Here is a 19,278-nt window from a genome sequence, read left to right on the forward strand (position 1 = left end):
TTTGATTTTATGTTATTAAAAAACATCAAACCACATTGGTTCATCGTCATTAGGATCGCCATTGTAATTAATTAAAATTTCATTTTCTTTTTTGATATCACGATATGCATAAATATCAATGGTCTGGTTTTTTAGATTAAGTTTATATAAGGCATTGGGGGTGTAGGAGTGGTTAAACAGTGAACCGTACCCAAGTGCTAATGCACATTCTTCTAAATCTTCACCCCACCAGAATACGTATTCAATCATGATGGTTTTTTTCAAATATTTATATTCATCTTTACTGGAAATAATCACGGGTGCTTCATGAATGAGTTCACCTTTCTTGATGTCGCGGGTTGCAAATATTCCTCTGCCGTATTTTGATTTCTTCATTTCAAACATAGAGTCCTCACCGCCAAGTACACTTTTTATTACTTTATGAATGAATGGGAGAATTTGTTTAAGCAATCCTATAAAAGAAGATTATTTAGGAGGAGCGCACATGACGCTAAATCATAAAACATTTTGTGCAAACGAGTATGACCCATTGAACCGTGTAATCCTTTGTCAGCCCCAATATATGACCATCCGTGAAGTCATCAACGAAACACAAAAGGAATTTAAGGATGAAGGGATACATATTAAACGTGCGTTGGAACAACATAGGGAGTTTGTTAGAACCCTTGAATCCAATGGAATAGAGGTTGTGTTATTACCTTATCATAAAAAATTCCCAGAGCAGGTGTTTACTCGTGATATTGGCTTTACGCTCGGACAAACCATATTTGTTGCGAAAATGGCTCACGATATTCGTATCGGCGAAGAAGATGTTTTAAAACAGTGGCTCGATGATGAAGAAATGTCTTATTTCAATTTGGCAGAAGACAGGATTGAAGGTGGAGATGTGATCATTGACGGGGAGACGATTTACGTTGGATTAAGTAACCGGACCCATCAGGAGGCCGTAGAACATTTGCAGAGTCTTTTAATCCAATACAATGTAAAAGCCATCCCTTTTAAAGAAAAATACCTTCATTTGGATTGTGTATTTAATGTTATCTCTCCTGATACTGCCCTGATTTATCGTCCCGCATTAACAAAGGAGGATATCGAGCTTTTTTCGTCTCGATATGAATTAATTGAGGTATCAGAAGAAGAACAATTTACACTAGGAACAAATGTCTTATGTATAGGGAATAAGAAAATTTTAAGTTTACCTATTAATAAACAAGTGAATCAAAATCTGCGTAACCGTGGATTCGAAGTGATAGAAGTGGATATTTCAGAAATCATTAAATCCGGTGGATCCTTCCGCTGCTGTACGCTTCCTATATTAAGGGGATAAGAAAAAGGCTGTCCGAGTAATTCGGACAGCCCATTTTCTTGTCTAGCTTCAGCGCCTAGAGGCGCTTCCACTTTTCTTAGTGAAATCACAAGTTATATACCTTGTTGATTTCGTAATGTTTGTTCAGCCAACGCGACTAGACGTTTGGTCATTTCGCCACCGACTGAGCCGTTTGCTCGTGCGGTCGTATCAGCACCAAGTTGAACTCCAAACTCGTTGGCGATTTCTTCCTTCATTTGATTCAGAACATTGTCTGCACCAGGAACCAATAGTTTGTTTCTAGCCATGATACATCACTCCCGACGAAGTTTTTTGAGCAATGTAGAATTGCTCGTATTTAATTTTCCCTTTATGATCATCTCAAATTCGTGTCACTAATTGGCATAATAGTTCTGGGTATAATAAGGCTGTGATTTTTCATTAAATGCGACACCGACTCCTAAATACTCATATTCTTGACGCAGGATATTTTCACGGTGTCCTAGTGAATTCATTAATCCTTCATGGGCAAAAATACTGCTTAATTGACCATATGCGAGATTTTCCCCTGCAGTATGGAACGCAACAGCATCCTCTTTCATACGATCAAATGGTGATTGTCCTTGAAGATTTTTATGATCGAAATAATCATGTTCGGCCATATCGGCACTATGCTCTCTAGCTGTTTCACGGACATGGTCATCCCATGTGAGGATGGGTAGTTGGTGATTCACCCGGGCTGCATTGGTTAAATCAAACATTTGATATTCAAAGCCTTCTTTTAAGGTTTGCGATGCTTCTGTATAAAAATCTTTTTTGTTATCCTCCATCGATTTGCTGACGATTTGAATTGCGGTTACCGTATTATTCTCATGCTTGTCATAAAATATCGTCACATAAGCTTCATCAATCAAAAATAGATCATTGTCACTATCCTCTTGTAGCTGATATATGACCATTCCCTTTTGCACTTTCGTTATCGGTTCGCCGAGAATACTACGAACACTTTCTTTTGATGAAGTACCAATTTTAATTCCATTAGTGGAAGTCAATAAGTCTTGGTTTGTGTATAGACCTGCAGCCTGATTATTATTATCATACATAACCATAAAAAAGTTATGATAATTATCATGATACGCATTCCAATCTACACCATATTCATTGAGAGAAGTCCGGTTTGCTAATCCCAGATTATGCTCAATGTCAGTCTTTGCATTCCCGAGCTCGATATTATGAATAGAAAAAGTTTGTTCAGCAGGTGGTGTTAACTCCACCTTTTTCTGGGGTGCTTCATTCGATTCTTCCTGAGTCAACGGCATTTCCTCTAATTGAAAGCCAAGCTGTTTCAACATCTGCTGGATATCATCATATAAAACACTAATCGTTTCGGGTACTTCTAGATTTTCTTTTAACGACGATACAAAATTAGCATGGATGTCCGAATTATCTAGTTGTTTTGTAATAAATGGCCAAGAAATATATAGTAAAAATAATAATGCAATTAATCGTAGTAAACGAAACATTATCTTTCCTCCAATTCTATTAGGAGTATAGCCAATTTTGAATAACTGTAAAATAAATTAGTTCTGAAATCAAGATATATTTTATGTTTTTTAATTATTTCTGCGATAAACAGAAAATATCTGCGTTGTCGAGAAAAATAAAAATGTCAGGCACAATCTCAAGTGCCTGACATTTGCTTTAGATTTCGAGGATAATCGGGAGAATCATCGGTTTTCTCTTCGTATGCTTGAATAAATACTGCCCGACTGATTTTTTAATATTTTGCTTCATCACGTTCCACTGGCGAATATTATCTGCTTCTAATTCTAGTATCACTTTTTTAACAAGGCGGTTAATTTCTCTAATTAAATCCTCGGATTCCTTTACATATACAAATCCACGGGTAATCGTGTCAGGACCTTGGATAATTTTACGATCGGATTTGCTGATGGTTAACACAATGACCAGCATCCCATCTTCTGAAAGCTGTCTTCGGTCTCGTAAAACAATTTCCCCGACATCGCCAACACTAATGCCATCTACGTAGGTATCCCCAGAAGGAATATTTCTAGTCTGTCGTGCAACTGAATTTTCAATATCAACAACATCACCATTTTTTATAATAAACGTATTTCCTTTTTCAACACCCACGGATTCTGCTAACTGCCTGTGATGATGGAGCATTCTATATTCTCCGTGAATTGGGATAAAGTAGGTTGGCTTCATTAACGTTAGCATTAGTTTCAAATCTTCCTGGTAGCCATGTCCAGAAACGTGCATACCGGTTGAGCTGCCAGATCCATAAATGACCTTTGCCCCTAATTGAAACAAATTGTCGATAATTCTCGAAACACCCTTCTCATTACCTGGGATAGGCGACGCTGCTAACACAACGGTATCTCCAGGATAAATGGTTGCATCACGATAATTTCCTGTTGATAACCTTGCAAGAGCGGCATTAGGCTCACCTTGACTTCCGGTACAAAGAATTGCCACCTTATCAGGAGGGAACTGTTCAATCTCATTCGCACTGATGAGCATCCCTTCTGGCATATCTAAGTATCCGCGTTCCATTGCAACATCAACGACGTTAACCATACTTCGTCCAAGTAAGGCTAGCTTACGATTCGTCTTTATCGCTGCCTCAACCACCTGTTGAACACGGTTCACGTTTGATGCAAAAGTGGAAAGAATAATTTTACCATCTGCCTTCATAAAAGCCTCTAATAAATGGTCACCAACCATTTGCTCAGATGGAGATAAACCCTTGCGTTCCGCATTGGTACTTTCAGATATTAGTGCAATAACCCCTTGTTCGCCAATAGCAGCCATCTTATGAATATCACAATATTGGTCATTTGAAGGTGTTAAATCAAATTTGAAGTCACCGGTATGAACGACATTCCCTTCTGGTGTGTGGAAGACTATACCTAAGCAGTCAGGGATACTATGACTCACCTTGAAGAAAGAAACACCAATTTTTCCAAATTCAAGCGTTGATTCAGAGTGAATGGTAACAAGCTCTGTATCTCGAAGAAGGCGATGCTCTTCTAACTTTAACTCAATTAACCCTAAGGTAAAACGAGTAGCATATATAGGTACATCTTTAAATCTCTTTAAAAAGAAAGGAATACCACCGATATGATCTTCATGTCCATGTGTCACGAGCATCGCACGGATTTTATCCTGATTTTCCTCTAAATACTGCATATCCGGGATAATCAGGTCAATACCCATTAAACTCTCATCAGGAAATTTTCCACCACAATCAATGATTATTATATCATCACCATATTCAAGCACATACATATTCTTACCGATTTCATTTATGCCCCCTAAGGCAAAAATGGACAATGATTTTTCGCTCATTTTTTTAACATACCTCCCGATTTACACTAATATAGGGTTTAGTATCCCCTGAGAAGAGATGAGTATGATGAGCAAGGAGCATTTCTTCAAAAAAAACAAATGAAAAGATTATTTTTTATTTTGAAAAAAATGTATTGATTTTTCTAATAATAACAATTAATATATTTTTATATTAAACCCATAGTTTTAATCGGAATTAAATGTAGTAGACGCGTAAGACCTAGAAAAGGGCTCAATAGACAAGTGCCCTTTCAATAAACACTGCATATATTTATAACTAGCTAAAATCCATTTTTTTAGAACTCAAGTGGATTATTTTTGGGAGTTAATGTTGACTGAATTACTCAACATTAATGGAGGAGGGATTGAATGAAGGTATCGAGCAAAGGTGAATATGCACTTCGAGCTTTACTTCAGCTGGGAAATCATCAAGGAAATGTACTAGGCATTCAAGAAATCTCTGAAAAAACCCTAGTAAGTATTCATTATTTGGAACAAATCTTACTTCAATTAAAAAAGCTTGGTTATGTAACGAGCAAACGAGGTGCCAAGGGTGGTTACATGCTGCAAAAGGAACCCCGAGAAATAAATATTGGGGAAGTTATTCGGGATTTGGAAGGTCCTCTATCACCAATGAGCTGCGCATCCATTACAAAATATGAGCCATGTCCATTAGAGGGGGGATGTCAATTAAAGCCGTTGTGGTCGATGGTCCGTGATACTATTGCGTTTGTTTTAGAACGAACCACACTGGAGGATTTACTTTTAAACCGAATTACTAAGTTAGAAGGAGAGGATATCATTGTCGTCAAAAGCACTGGATCAACAGGTGATGGAAAAAATAGCTAGTTTACTAGAAGGCTTGGAATTTGGCACCGTTCAAATAACCGTTCACGATTCACAAATTACCCAAATCGACCGCTTAGAAAAGCACCGTTTGCCGCTAAAAAGCAAACAGATTTTGCCATTATCAAATCAATCAAAAAGCAGGTAATAAAAATTATGAATAACTGCCGATCGGACACCCGAAGGCCCTGTAGTTTCCCGTACATACTCTATGTACGATAATTAACTATTGGGCTTTTTTTAATGGAAAAAGCCTATAAAAAAACAATAAAAAGGGGCAATCAAAATGAAGAAAAAATTCTGGATTACTTTATTATCATTATCCTTATTATGGGCTGCCGGGTGCTCGAACCAAAGCGCAACAACTGAGAAAGAAACAGATACTGCTGCTGTAAAAAAAGAAGTTGAACTTTTAAATGTTTCATACGATCCAACAAGAGAATTTTATGAAGAATTCAATAAAAGCTTTGCTGCATATTGGGAAAAAGAAAAAGGGCAAAAAGTAACGATCAATCAATCTCATGGTGGTTCAGGAAAGCAGTCACGATCAGTTATTGATGGTCTTGAGGCAGATATCGTAACTCTTGCACTAGCGTATGATATCGATGTTATCGCTGAAGCTGGAAAGCTTCCAGAGAATTGGCAAGAAAGATTAGATAACAATAGTTCACCATACACATCTACAATTGTCTTCCTTGTTAGAAAAGATAACCCAAAAGGAATTAAAGACTGGGATGATCTCGTGAAAGATGGCGTATCCGTCATTACTCCTAATCCTAAAACCTCTGGCGGAGCTAGATGGAATTACCTAGCAGCATGGGGATACGCACTTGAGCAAAACAATGGAGACGAAGCAAAGGCAAAAGAATTTGTTACCAAACTCTATAAAAATGTTCCTGTTTTAGATTCAGGTGCACGTGGGTCTACTACTACGTTTGTGGAAAGAGGAATTGGTGATGTGTTGATAGCATGGGAAAACGAAGCATTCCTGGCGTTAAATGAATTAGGCAAAGATGAATTTGAAATTGTTGTACCATCCGTAAGTATCTTAGCAGAGCCGCCTGTCACCGTTGTTGATGAAACTACAAAGAAACATGGAACAGAAGAGGTTGCTAAAGCCTATCTAGACTATCTATATACAGAGGAAGGTCAAGAAATTGCGGCTAAAAATTATTACCGTCCACGTTCCGAAGAGGTAGCTAAAAAGTACGAAGACCAATTCCCTGAAATAAACCTATTTACGATTGACGAAGTTTTTGGCGGCTGGAAAAATGCCCAGAAAACCCATTTTGATGATGGCGGGGTCTTTGACGAAATCTACAAACCGTAAGAATAAAGGAGAGTTTTAAGTGGCTAATACGAGAAAGCGACATCGAGTTTTACCAGGATTTGGTCTTTCCATGGGATACACACTCATTTATCTAAGTTTAATCGTGTTGATTCCGATTGCATTCCTATTTTTAAAAGCATCGACGCTCAGCCTGGCAGAATTTTGGGAGACCGTTTCCGAGACAAGAGTGGTGGCTTCCTATAAATTAACGATTTATACATCGCTTATTGCAGCTTTGGTTAATGCGGTTTTCGGGACACTGATTGCATGGGTATTAGTAAGGTACGAATTTTATGGGAAACGGATTATTGATGCCCTGGTAGATTTACCGTTTGCTCTTCCAACCGCGGTGGCAGGGATTGCACTTACCACCATTTATGCTCCTAATGGCTGGATAGGGCAATACTTTGAATCTATGGGGATAAAGGTAGCTTATACACCGCTTGGAATTATGGTGGCCTTAACTTTTATCGGACTTCCCTTTGTCGTAAGGTCCGTGCAGCCGGTATTGCAGGATTTAGACCGTCAGTATGAGGAGGCAGCCTCTACACTTGGTGCGAGTTCGACTCAGATTTTCGTGAAAATTATCTTACCGGCCATTTTCCCTGCTATCCTAACAGGATTTGCCCTTGCCTTTGCAAGGGCTTTGGGCGAATATGGCTCTGTTGTATTCATATCCGGCAACATGCCAATGAAAACGGAAATTGTTCCATTACTAATCATAACAAAATTAGAGCAATTCAATTATGCTGGTGCCGCTGCTATCGCGGTTGTCATGCTTGTATTTTCATTCGTTCTATTATTCTTAATTAATTTCTGGCAATGGAGAACAACGAAAAAGTATCAAATGAACTAGAGGAGATAGGGGAATATGATTGTTCAAGAGCTTCGAGAGAAAAATGTAAAAGCCAATTCCGAGCCAGGTCTCCTAAAAAAATGGGCGCTAATCACCATTGCCTTAGGATTTCTAGGATTATTCATTCTTGTACCTTTAATCGCTGTTTTCTCTGAGGGACTAAATAAGGGAATTGAGCTATACTTCGCATCTTTGACAGAACGTGACGCCTTATCGGCGATTAAATTAACGTTACTTACAGCTGCGATAACGATCCCAGTTAACACAATTTTCGGGGTGTTGGCTGCTTGGTCGATTACCAAGTTTAATTTTAGAGGTAAAAATATTTTAATTACGTTAATTGACATCCCGTTTGCGGTTTCACCTGTTATTGCCGGGCTCGTTTTTGTACTTTTGTTTGGTTCACAGGGAGTATTGGGTCCGTTTTTAGAGGCAAATAATATCAGGATTATCTTTGCTGTACCAGGAATCATTTTAGCGACTATTTTTGTTACTTTTCCATTTGTAGTCAGAGAACTACTTCCCATCATGGAGGAACAAGGAACAGAAGAAGAACAAGCAGCTATTACGCTTGGTGCAAGCGGATGGCAAATGTTTTTTCGTGTGACATTGCCCAATATTAAGTGGGGGTTACTTTACGGAATCATTCTTTGTAACGCTCGGGCAATGGGTGAGTTCGGAGCGGTATCGGTTGTTTCTGGCCATATTAGAGGGTTAACGAATACCATTCCACTTCATGTTGAAATTTTATATAACGAATACAATTTCACCGCGGCATTTGCAGCGGCTTCCTTACTTGCACTTCTAGCCATATTAACATTAATTTTAAAAAGCGTTGTGGAGTGGAAAACGAAAAAACACTAATAGAGATTATTTGTATTTAAAATGGAGGATTGTGGAAATGGGGATTACAATCAGAGACGTATCAAAGGCTTTTGGAACATTTCCGGCTGTTAACAATGTCAATCTAAAAATTCCGACAGGAGATTTTGTGGCATTATTAGGACCATCTGGTTCGGGAAAAACAACACTACTGAGGCTGATTGCTGGTTTAGAGGGATTAGATTCTGGAGGAATCTTTTTTAATGATAAGGACTACACCTATAAAACCATTAAAGAACGGAATGTAGGGTTTGTTTTTCAAAATTACGCGCTATTTAAGCATATGACTATATTTGATAATATCGCATTTGGATTAAAGGTAAGACCAAGGAAAACGCGCCCCTCTAAAAATGAAATTGCCGAAAAGGTAAATGAATTGCTGAAGCTCGTTCAATTAGAACAGCTGGCAAATCGCTATCCATCACAGCTCTCAGGGGGACAAAGGCAGCGGATTGCATTGGCAAGGGCACTTGCTGTAGAACCAGAAGTCTTGCTTCTTGACGAACCATTTGGAGCACTCGATGCGAAGGTTCGCCAGGAACTGCGTCACTGGTTAAGGGAAATTCATCAAAGGCTAAATATTACCACTATTTTTGTCACCCACGACCAGGAAGAGGCATTGGAAATGGCTGATACCGTAGTCGTGATGAATCAGGGAAAGATTGAACAAATTGGCTCTCCAGAGGAAGTGTATCAAAAACCTGCAAACGCTTTTGTTTATAGTTTCTTAGGAAGAGTCAACGAGTTTCGGGATTCTGAGGCGTCGGAGACAATCAGTTATATTCGGCCGCACGAAATTGTTCTGCGTAAAATATCCCAAGGAAACAGCGTTTTATCCGAGGTTTCACATATTCATATTATTGGTTCCACTGTAAGGGTCGAATTAAGACGCCAGGATACGGGTGCGCTTTTTGAAGCAGAGATGAGTATTGATCAATACCAACATATGACTCCTGTCAAAAGAGGAGATATTCTTTTTGCTGAATTTAAAAACATCATCGTCTTTGATCATCATTTGGAAAATAAACTCAATCATGGAGGAAAAGTGGGTATTAGAAATTCTTTAAAAAGCAAATTAATATAGAAGGAAAAAGTGCTAGGAAATCCTGGCACTTATTTTTATTTAGAAATCGTTATGATTGAAATCTACATATATAAAGCATACATTAGAAATTAGAAGCTTTGCAAAATAACGAACGAAAGGGCGTATAAGATGAAATATAATTTTGATGAGATCGTAAATCGAAGAGGTACTTATTCTATAAAGTGGGATGGAGGTCAAATCTTAAAAAATATGGGTTTTACGGAAAGGTATGATGAAGATACCATACCGTTATTTACAGCTGATATGGATTTGCCGGTTCCTCAACCGTTAATTGACGCCTTACATAAGACGGTTGATCATCGGATTTTCGGTTATTCTGTATTTCCTGATGAGTACTTTGAAGCTGTACAGCATTGGTTCAAAAAGAGACATGATTGGGAATTCAAGAAAGAAGAAATCGTCTATAGCCCTGGGACTGTTCATGCGTTGAATGTTGCAGTAAGGGCACTTACAAAACCAGGAGAAGGAGTTATCATCCAACGGCCAGTTTACCCTCCCTTTACATCATCAATCAACGCAAACGAAAGAACGCTGCTGAATAATGCACTTGTGTGTGATGAGGATGGCTATTATTCAATTGATTTTGAGGATTTTGAAGCAAAGGCAAAAGATGAAAACACGAAAATGTTCATTTTATGTAACCCGCATAATCCAACAGGACGAGTATTTACCAACGAAGAGTTAAGAAAATTAGCAGATATTTGTGCAAAAAATGATGTGCTAATCATAGCTGATGAAATTCATGGCGATATCGTCAGGCGTAATCAAACCTTTATTCCGATTGCAAAAGCAGCTCCAGAGCACGCTGATAAGATTATCACGTTTACGGCGATTAACAAGACCTTTAATGTAGCAGGACTTCATTGTACCAATGTGATCATCACGAATCCTGAGCTGCGGAAGACCTTCAATGGTGTAATGGGCATGCATTTACCATCCCCCTTTACCGTTTCTGCCCTCATCGCCGTTTACCATGAGGGGGAGGATTGGTTAGAACAGTTGAAAGAATATATCGACGGAACAATGGAATGGGCAGTGGACTTTTTAGCGGAGAAAATGCCAAAAGTGAAGGTGAGAATACCTGAAGGAACCTACATCATGTGGATGGACTTTAGTGCTTACGGCATATCTCCAGATGAAGTTCACGACCGAATCTATAACAAAGCAAATGTCTTATTAGAAGATGGAAAAATGTTTGGAGAAGAAGGCTTGCACCATCAGAGAATCTGTATTCCATCACCACGACCGATGATAAAAGAAGCATTCGAGAGGATTGCTAGAGAATTTGATGACTTAAAATAGGGATATGGGGATTTAGTTGCGGATATTGAAAAATACTGGCGGATGGCAGAGAATACTGGCGTAAAACCAGAAACACTGGCGGATAGCCAAAAAACTGGCGTTTAGCATGATGCTAGCAATTTGATAGCATACGTTACACACGCTGATATCCCTAAAAAAGCACTATGTTTCATAGGAGTGGTGATATGGAGAGCAGCATGCTGCAAACCTGTACGAAACTGATAAAGAACGCGAAAAATATTGTCGTCCTAACGGGTGCTGGCATTAGTACCGAATCAGGTATCAAGGATTTTCGTTCACAAACAGGGATTTATCAGATGGCCCCTGAATATATTCTCTCACTTGATAATTTTTATCATAACCCAGCTGGATTTTACCAATTTGCTTTTCAAAATCTTTACCACCCAGAAGCAAGACCTAATCAAGGGCATGAAATCCTGGCTCAATGGGAAACCGATGGGAAAGTCAGTCATATTATCACGCAAAATATTGATGGCCTCCATCAAAAAGCAGGTTCTAAACAGGTTATTGAATTTCATGGGACGATGAAAACTGCTACCTGTCAAAACTGCCGAAAAACCTATACCATCGAAGAAATGATCAGCAGACTAAACACGACGGAAGAATTTTATGTTTGCGACCACTGTAGTACGCTTGCTAAAAAGGAAAGGTATATCAAACCGGATGTCGTCCTATTTGGAGATTCTGGGGATTGGTTTACGATTGAGGGCTTCAACGAAATCATTAACATCGTCCAGCAAGCGGATTGCCTTTTAGTATTGGGAACAAGTTTAAAGGTTACCCCGTTCTCCACATTCCCGCAATACAGGAGAGAAGGCACTCCTATGATTATTGTCAATAAAGGTGATACACCCTTTGACCATAACAAGGATTCCTATGTAATCCATGATTCCATCGGAGAAACATTAACTAAACTGAATAATCATATAGAATAGTTGTCCGCCCCCCAATGTTAAATTGGGGGATTTTTAAATTTTCTAAATAGATTGACAATTATTAGAGGGAAAAATAAAATTAAGTGGTAGGTTTTTTTACAATAAAGCAGAAACGCTGTTTGTTATTACGCAACAAATGGAGGTGAAGTGATTGATTACGGACGCAAGTCTAACTGAATTAAAAGCGTATTTTAAAGAAATACAGATAAGTGATGATGACCAATATCATCCACTTGGAAATTCTGGAAAAGTAACGATTTGTCCAAAAACAGAACAAGAAATTTCAGCTGTTTTAGCGTATGCCAATACCCATAAACATTCCGTTTTCATCATGGGAGGCGGTACAAAAAGAGGATATGGAGGACGGCTGGAAAAAGCGGACATTCTCTTATCCTTAGCTCAATATACTGGAATCGTTGAGCATAATCCTGGTGATATGACAATAACAGTAAAAGCCGGTACCTCCTTCCAGGAAATCCAAACCTATTTAGCACCTTACAAGCAAATGATCCCTCTAGATCCTTACAATCCAAAACATGCGACGATTGGAGGAATTGTTTCAGCTAACGATAGCGGACCTAAAAGACTTGGATATGGGGCAGCGAGAGACAATGTAATTGGTCTAAGGTTGGTGTACCCTGACGGAATGCTGATTCGTTCTGGTGGAAAAGTAGTAAAAAATGTAGCCGGGTATGATATGAATAAGTTATTTATCGGAGCAATGGGGACCCTTGGTGTTATATCAGAAGTGACTGTAAAGCTGCGCCCGATTGCTAAATATGAATCTATTCTTTTTGTATCCTTTTCTGAAAGAAATATTGAAGAGATTCGAGCATTTGCTGCAAAAGTGCTTGATTCAATGATTGAACCCATCAGCCTCGAGATACTAAACCCCTCCTTAGCTGGGAAATTGACAAACACTAATCAATTTACAATGCTGATTTCGTTTGAAGATGTTAAAAGCTCCGTACACTATCAAGTAAATGTTATCAGAAGTATTGTGCCTGATAAAACCACCATAAGATCCCTTTCACAAAATGAAGCAACATCCTTCTGGGATAATTTTTATCACCAACAACCTAACGGCTTAACTAACGAAACCACAACAGAGGCGGTTCTAAAAATTGGCGTTGTCAACTTTGATGCTATAAAGATTTTAAAAGAAGCAGAGCTAATCGCTGATGCTTGTCATGTTTCCATCGAAGCACATGGCGGTTTAGGGACTGGCATATGCTACGTGACCATTCGTGGTGCAAACGAGGATATATTATCTGCCATTCAACACATAAGAAAAAGTGCAATGAATTACGGAGGATATGCGATTGTAAAGCACCTTCCATTTTCTCTCCGCAGTGAAATAAATGTCTGGGGAGAAAGAACCACGTCACACTTTCTCTATGAAGGAATCAAACAAAAGATAGATCCAAACACGGTCTTAAATAAGAATCGTTATGTTGGGGGGATTTAACATGAGTGTGAAGGAAAGTGATTTGAAGCAAGACACGCCTTGTACATCCTCTTTAAGTAATTATCTATGGCGTGATCCACCGCAGGAAAAAAAGTGGGCGGATTGTGTCCATTGTGGGATGTGTTTGGAATCTTGTCCTACATATGAACAAACCGGTGAGGAGCAGCACTCACCCCGAGGCCGTGTCTATCTCATAAAAGCAGTAGCTGAAGGAAAGCTGAGCGTGGATGAACATTTTGCGAACCCCGTTTTTTCCTGTCTTGATTGCCGTGCCTGTACGACGGCTTGTCCTGTTGACGTTGACGTTGGCGGGTTAATTGAGGAAGCACGTGGACAGATCCGTCAAGCGGTGCCGCTTAAAGGCTGGAAGGGAGCGGTTAACAAGTTCTTTCTTCATGGTGTGTTCCCACATCATAATCGGCTGCGTTCACTCGGTGGTTTGTTAAGGTTTTACCAGCGGAGCGGCTTGCAAAAGGCGATCCGGAAAACAAAGCTAATCAATATTATGCCACAGCATTTAATCGAACTGGAATCGATTATGCCGGAAGTCAAAAGGTCAATTCGTAAAACACTAATAAAATCTAAAGGTGAAACCAAGCATAAAGTGGCGCTGCTGACCGGCTGTGTTATGGATGTGTTTTTTAGTGATATCAATGATTCGACCATCAATGTTCTCACTCGGAATGGAAATGACGTCAGCATTCCACCAAATCAAACTTGCTGCGGGGCACTGCATGTTCATGCCGGCGATCGCGAAATGGGAAGGAAGCTGGCAAAGCAGAATATCGAAGCTTTTGAAAAAACAGATAAAGTAATCGTCAATGCGGCTGGCTGTGGGTGCATGATGAAGGAATATACAGAATTATTCCGTGATGAACCAGAATGGAAAAAACGAGCGGAAGAATTCGAAAAGAAGGTAGTGGATATCTCCAAATACTTGCACGACACCGGCTATGATAAACCAAAAGCAGCCATAAATACTCGTATCACTTATCATGATGCCTGTCATTTAGCTCATGGTCAGGGTGTGAGGCAGGAACCTCGTGACATACTGCTTGATATTCCAGGTGTTGAAATGGTACAGATGCCAAATGCAGATCGCTGTTGTGGGAGTGCGGGAATCTATAATATTACCAACCCTGAAATGGCGGACGCTGTTCTCAAAAGTAAAATGGAAAACATTCCAGAGGATGTTGATATGATTTCGATGGGAAATCCCGGCTGTATGATGCAAATGGCCTTAGGAGTGCAAAAATACGGAAGAAATCAGAAGATTGTCCACACCGTTCAGCTTCTTGATTGGGCTTATCAAAAAGAAGATGGGGGTGACCATCATGTCCGCCATAAGGATTGATACCTCTGACCAGCACATTATCAATCTTGCGGCAATCGTAGGAGGAACAAGGTCCATTTTATATAAAAAAGCAGACTTGCTCGCATATGATTGCGATGGATTTACGATTCATAAGCATTTGCCAAAGGCTGTTGTTTTTCCAAAAAATACTGAGGAAGTATCGAAACTAGTAAAATATTGCGCTGATCACGGTCTCCCGTTTCTGGCTCGTGGTGCTGGAACAGGTTTGAGTGGAGGGGCCATTCCTGTTAATGAGGAAGTCATCATTAGCATGGTTCGGATGAAACAGCTAATCAGTGTTGACCTTGAAAATCGAAGAGCAGTGGTTGAGCCAGGTTTCGTCAATCTTAAACTAACAAACTCCATTTCTGATCGAGGTTATTACTATGCCCCCGATCCTTCAAGTCAATATTGCTGCACGATTGGCGGGAATGTAGCTGAAAATGCAGGCGGTGCACATTGTTTGAAATATGGTGTCACTACGAACCATATCCTTGGTTTGGAAGTCGTACTTCCGAATGGAGACATTATTGATATAGGCAGGAATGGAGTTTTGGATGAACCAGGTTACGATTTACTCGGGCTCTTAACTGGTTCAGAAGGGACGCTGGGAATTGTCACGAAAATAACAGTCCGTATTTTAAAAAATCCAGAAGGAAAACAGACGGTCCTCGCTTATTTTGACAAGGTAGAAGATGGAAGTCAGGCGGTTTCAGATATTATCTCTGCAGGAATTGTTCCGGCAGCACTGGAAATGATGGATAAAACAGCGATTGAAGCGGTGGAGGCGGCGGCATTCCCTGTAGGACATCCAAAGGATATTGAAGCAGTTTTACTAATAGAAGTAGACGGAATTGCCCAAGGTTTAGAAGAACAAATTAATGAGATTTTGGAAGTTTGTAGAAAAAATAAGGTTCGTGAAGTCCGTGCGGCCAAGGATGAGGCTGAAAGAGGAAGGTGGTGGGCTAATCGTAAAACAGGATTTGGAGCGATGGGTGCCATTTCACCTGATTATTTAGTACAGGACGGGGTTATTCCGAGAAGCAAGCTTCCAGAGGTACTGGAGAAAATTGCGCAGATTAGTGAAGAATCTGGTTTGCGGATTGCCAATATATTTCATGCAGGCGATGGAAATCTCCATCCACTTGTTTTATTTGATGCCCGTAAACCAGGAGAAATCGAAAAAGCACTGGAAGCTGGAAGCCTATGTTTGAAGGCTTGTGCAGATGTTGGCGGAACGATTACTGGTGAGCATGGGGTAGGAATCGAAAAGCGAGAAGAAATGCGCTTTGTTTTTAAGGAGGAAGAAATACTTGCTCAAACCAATATTCGTGAAGTATTTAATCCTAATAATCTCTTAAATGCTGGTAAATTGTTTCCGACACCTGGGCGATGCGTGGAAATAAAAAAAGAAAACAATGCTTTACTAGGGAGGAATGTTTGAATGAGTAATTATGTGAATGTAGGAGATTTACAGGTTGCAAGTGAGTTATATGAATTTATTAATTCTGAAGCATTGCCAGGAAGCCAAGTGGACGAGGATAAGTTTTGGGCAGGGTTTGAAAAAATCATTAAGGATTTGACTCCGAGAAATAAGGAATTGCTTGTAAAAAGGGATGAACTGCAAACAAAAATTAATAGATGGCATAGGGAAAATAAAGATTTAAATTTTGATAGATATAAAGCATTTTTAGAAGAAATCGGGTATCTCCTGCCAGAACCAGAGGATTTCACTATTTCTACTGAAGGAGCAGATGATGAAATCGCTCTAAAAGCAGGTCCTCAATTAGTTGTACCTGTTGACAATGCCCGTTATGCGATTAATGCTGCAAATGCACGGTGGGGAAGCTTGTACGATGCCTTATACGGTACAGATGTGATTAGTGATGAAGGCGGCGCACAAAACCAAGGGAGATATAATGCTGTTCGCGGGGGAAAAGTCATCGAATTTGCTAGAAGCTTTCTTGATGAGACCATCCCTTTACAGGTTGGAACACATAAAGAGGCAGTAAGCTATGCCATTGAGCAAGGAAGTTTGAGGGTTACCTTGCGTAATGGAGATATCACTACTTTGAAAAATGAAGAAAAATTTGTTGGTTACCAAGGTGAGCCAGAACAGCCTACTGCTGTCTTGTTGAAGAATAACGATAACTATTTTGAAATACAAATTGACCGAAGTCATCCAATTGGAAAAAGTGATGCTGCCGGTATAAAAGATATTCTTCTAGAATCGGCTCTTACCTCAATTATGGATTGCGAGGATTCTGTTGCCGCGGTAGACGCACAGGATAAGGTCCTCGTATATCGAAATTGGTTAGGCTTAAATAAAGGCAGCCTAAGTGCAACTTTTACAAAAGGAAATAAAACCTTAACACGCACGCTCAATCCTGACCGCAGTTATCTATCTCCTGCTGGAAGTGAATTTACTTTGCCAGGGCGCGCTTTAATGCTTGTTCGGAATGTCGGCCATCTGATGACCAATAATGCCATTCTAGTTGGTAGCGGGAATGAAGTCCAGGAGGGGATTATCGACGCAGTTGTTACCTCTCTGTGTGCAAAGCATTCGTTAATCGGAAATACCTCTTTCAAAAATTCCGCAAACAACTCGATTTATATTGTAAAGCCAAAAATGCATGGACCAGAAGAAACTGCTTTTGCGAATGAGTTATTTAACAGGACTGAGGATTTACTCGGGATAGCCAGAAATACCCTGAAAATTGGGGTCATGGATGAGGAACGCCGAACATCGTTAAATCTAAAAGCTTGTATCAAGGAAGTACAGGAGCGTGTTGTCTTTATTAACACAGGATTCCTTGACCGGACGGGTGATGAAATGCACACGTCAATGGAGGCGGGTGCGATGATCCGCAAGAATGAGATGAAATCCACGCTTTGGCTGCAAAGCTATGAGAAATCTAATGTGAACAATGGTCTTTCCACAGGTTTCCAAGGGCGTGCGCAAATAGGTAAAGGAATGTGGGCAATGCCTGATTTGATGAAGAGCATGCTTGAGCAAAAAATAGGGCATTTGCAGGCAGGAGGAACTACAGCATGGGTTCCATCGCCAACAGCCGCAACGCTTCATGCTCTGCATTATCATCAAGTAAATGTAAAAGATATACAAAATAATCTTCTCAGCAGTATTTCTGATTTGCGGGATGATATTTTACAAATTCCTGTTTCTGACCATACGAACTGGAGTCCAGAGGAAGTCCAGGCAGAACTTGATAATAATGCTCAAGGAATACTCGGATATGTCGTTAGGTGGGTTGAACAGGGTATTGGCTGTTCAAAGGTACCTGATATCAATAATATTGCGCTCATGGAAGACCGAGCAACCCTTCGTATTTCCAGCCAGCACGTTGCGAACTGGCTGCACCACGGAATTTGCACCAAGGAACAAGTGGTAGAAACGATGAAGAGAATGGCGAAGGTGGTGGATGAACAAAATGCTGGGGATGCTGCATACAGACCGATGGCAGCTAATTTCGAGCAATCGGTGGCATTTCAAGCAGCGTGTGATTTAGTATTTAAGGGCTATGACCAGCCAAGTGGATATACGGAACCTATCTTGCATAGCCGCCGTCTCGAAGCGAAATTAAAATATTCAGTTCGATCCTAATCATAGATGTATTCAGGGCATTTTTTTCTAAAATGCCTTGGCAAAGAGGTGGGGAAGTTTGCACAGAGATAATGTGGTAAAGTCTGTAAGCAGGGCGCTGGATATCATCGCGCTTGTGGGGATGAAAAAGGGCGGTCTCGGTGTTACTGAAATTGCGAATGAAATTGATATCAACAAAAGCTCGGTTTTTAGAACACTATCCACACTTGTTCTATATGGCTATATTGAACAGGATACAGAAACAGGGAAATACAAGCTCGGACTTAAATTCCTGGATATTAGCTCAAAGCTGTTAGAATCGATTGATTTAAGAACCGAAGCGAAGCCTTTTCTTCAAAAACTCGAAAATATGACCAATGAAGTAATTCATTTAGTTGTCTATGACCAGGGAGAAGTCGTTTATATTGAGAAATTAGAAGGAAATGAAACCTTAAGAACTCATTCAAAGGTTGGAAAAAGAGCCCCGATGCATTGTACGTCCGTTGGGAAGGCGATCCTTTCCTTTTTACCTGAAAGTGATGTTCTTGCGATTCTTAAGCGAAAAGGGATGCCCTTTCATACAGACCATACTATTACTTCGATGGAAGAATTCCTCCGTGAGCTTAAAAAAATACGACAAAGGGGTTACGCGTTAGACTTAGAAGAAAATGAGTATGGGATTACCTGTATCGCTGCTCCTGTTTTTGATCATCTAGGAAATGTCGTTGCAGCTGTCAGCATTTCTGGTCCAACCACACGAATGACCACCGAGAGGTTGAACCAGCTTGGACCGATTATGATACAAACAGGCCAGAAAATATCAGCAAGACTCGGTTATCCTGTTCCCGTTAATAGTGAAAATTAAGGCAATTGGTAATCTGAGCGGGACCGAAGCCTAAA

General features: G+C 39.9%; 18 protein-coding genes. 14 read left to right on the forward strand and 4 right to left on the reverse strand.

Annotated elements, in window-relative coordinates:
- Positions 1–15: 15 nt before the first annotated feature.
- On the reverse strand, positions 16–450 hold the full coding sequence (locus tag ABC255_RS14700; protein WP_412994552.1) for an SET domain-containing protein: 435 nt from the start codon (positions 448–450) through the stop codon (positions 16–18).
- Positions 451–484: 34 nt separating this feature from the next.
- Here ABC255_RS14700 and ABC255_RS14705 point away from each other — a divergent pair, with 34 nt between their 5' ends.
- Complete coding sequence (locus ABC255_RS14705; protein ID WP_412994554.1) at positions 485–1,327, forward strand: dimethylarginine dimethylaminohydrolase family protein; 843 nt, start codon at positions 485–487, stop codon at positions 1,325–1,327.
- A gap of 92 nt (positions 1,328–1,419) precedes the next feature.
- Here the strand turns inward: ABC255_RS14705 and ABC255_RS14710 are convergent, their stop codons facing one another.
- The 3 genes from ABC255_RS14710 to ABC255_RS14720 form a co-directional block, all read right to left on the reverse strand.
- Positions 1,420–1,614 carry an alpha/beta-type small acid-soluble spore protein gene (locus ABC255_RS14710; RefSeq protein WP_063251859.1) on the reverse strand — a complete coding sequence of 65 codons (195 nt, stop codon included), beginning with the start codon at positions 1,612–1,614 and terminating at the stop codon, positions 1,420–1,422.
- An 87-nt stretch (positions 1,615–1,701) separates the two neighbouring features.
- On the reverse strand, positions 1,702–2,829 hold the full coding sequence (locus ABC255_RS14715) for a CAP-associated domain-containing protein (RefSeq protein ID WP_412994557.1): 1,128 nt from the start codon (positions 2,827–2,829) through the stop codon (positions 1,702–1,704).
- 178 nt (positions 2,830–3,007) lie between these two features.
- Positions 3,008–4,678 (reverse strand): ribonuclease J, encoded by a 1,671-nt coding sequence (locus ABC255_RS14720; RefSeq protein WP_412994559.1) that lies wholly within the window; start codon positions 4,676–4,678, stop codon positions 3,008–3,010.
- A 369-nt stretch (positions 4,679–5,047) separates the two neighbouring features.
- Here ABC255_RS14720 and ABC255_RS14725 point away from each other — a divergent pair, with 369 nt between their 5' ends.
- From ABC255_RS14725 to ABC255_RS14785, 13 genes are all read left to right on the forward strand, one after another.
- Positions 5,048–5,527, forward strand: a complete 480-nt coding sequence (locus ABC255_RS14725; RefSeq protein WP_412994561.1) for an RrF2 family transcriptional regulator — start codon at positions 5,048–5,050, stop codon at positions 5,525–5,527.
- Positions 5,511–5,672, forward strand: a complete 162-nt coding sequence (locus ABC255_RS14730) for a YezD family protein (protein ID WP_412998564.1) — start codon at positions 5,511–5,513, stop codon at positions 5,670–5,672. Before ABC255_RS14725 ends, ABC255_RS14730 begins: the two co-directional genes overlap by 17 nt.
- Positions 5,673–5,810: 138 nt before the next feature.
- Positions 5,811–6,854 carry a sulfate ABC transporter substrate-binding protein gene (locus ABC255_RS14735; protein ID WP_412994563.1) on the forward strand — a complete coding sequence of 348 codons (1,044 nt, stop codon included), beginning with the start codon at positions 5,811–5,813 and terminating at the stop codon, positions 6,852–6,854.
- A 19-nt stretch (positions 6,855–6,873) separates the two neighbouring features.
- On the forward strand, positions 6,874–7,710 hold the full coding sequence (gene cysT / locus ABC255_RS14740; protein WP_412994565.1) for a sulfate ABC transporter permease subunit CysT: 837 nt from the start codon (positions 6,874–6,876) through the stop codon (positions 7,708–7,710).
- A gap of 15 nt (positions 7,711–7,725) precedes the next feature.
- Entirely contained in the window at positions 7,726–8,574 is an 849-nt protein-coding gene (gene cysW / locus ABC255_RS14745; protein WP_412994566.1) for a sulfate ABC transporter permease subunit CysW, read from the forward strand.
- A 37-nt stretch (positions 8,575–8,611) separates the two neighbouring features.
- On the forward strand, positions 8,612–9,676 hold the full coding sequence (locus tag ABC255_RS14750; RefSeq protein WP_412994568.1) for a sulfate/molybdate ABC transporter ATP-binding protein: 1,065 nt from the start codon (positions 8,612–8,614) through the stop codon (positions 9,674–9,676).
- Positions 9,677–9,805: 129 nt separating this feature from the next.
- Complete coding sequence (locus tag ABC255_RS14755; protein ID WP_412994570.1) at positions 9,806–10,999, forward strand: MalY/PatB family protein; 1,194 nt, start codon at positions 9,806–9,808, stop codon at positions 10,997–10,999.
- Positions 11,000–11,184: 185 nt separating this feature from the next.
- Positions 11,185–11,955, forward strand: coding sequence for an NAD-dependent protein deacylase (locus tag ABC255_RS14760; RefSeq protein ID WP_412994572.1), 771 nt, complete (start codon positions 11,185–11,187; stop codon positions 11,953–11,955).
- Between the two features lie 151 nt (positions 11,956–12,106).
- Positions 12,107–13,423: an FAD-binding oxidoreductase gene (locus ABC255_RS14765; RefSeq protein ID WP_412994573.1), complete on the forward strand. Its 1,317-nt coding sequence runs from the start codon at positions 12,107–12,109 to the stop codon at positions 13,421–13,423.
- A 1-nt stretch (position 13,424) separates the two neighbouring features.
- A complete protein-coding gene (locus tag ABC255_RS14770) occupies positions 13,425–14,777 on the forward strand; it encodes a (Fe-S)-binding protein (RefSeq protein ID WP_412994575.1) in 1,353 nt (450 codons plus the stop codon).
- Entirely contained in the window at positions 14,758–16,221 is a 1,464-nt protein-coding gene (locus ABC255_RS14775) for an FAD-linked oxidase C-terminal domain-containing protein (RefSeq protein ID WP_412994577.1), read from the forward strand. Before ABC255_RS14770 ends, ABC255_RS14775 begins: the two co-directional genes overlap by 20 nt.
- Positions 16,222–18,399, forward strand: a complete 2,178-nt coding sequence (locus ABC255_RS14780) for a malate synthase G (RefSeq protein ID WP_412994578.1) — start codon at positions 16,222–16,224, stop codon at positions 18,397–18,399.
- A 58-nt stretch (positions 18,400–18,457) separates the two neighbouring features.
- Positions 18,458–19,243 (forward strand): IclR family transcriptional regulator, encoded by a 786-nt coding sequence (locus ABC255_RS14785; protein WP_412994580.1) that lies wholly within the window; start codon positions 18,458–18,460, stop codon positions 19,241–19,243.
- Positions 19,244–19,278 lie beyond the last annotated feature (35 nt).

This window comes from Neobacillus canaveralius, from assembly GCF_047237705.1.
Taxonomy (GTDB): Bacteria; Bacillota; Bacilli; order Bacillales; family Cytobacillaceae; genus Neobacillus; species Neobacillus niacini_K.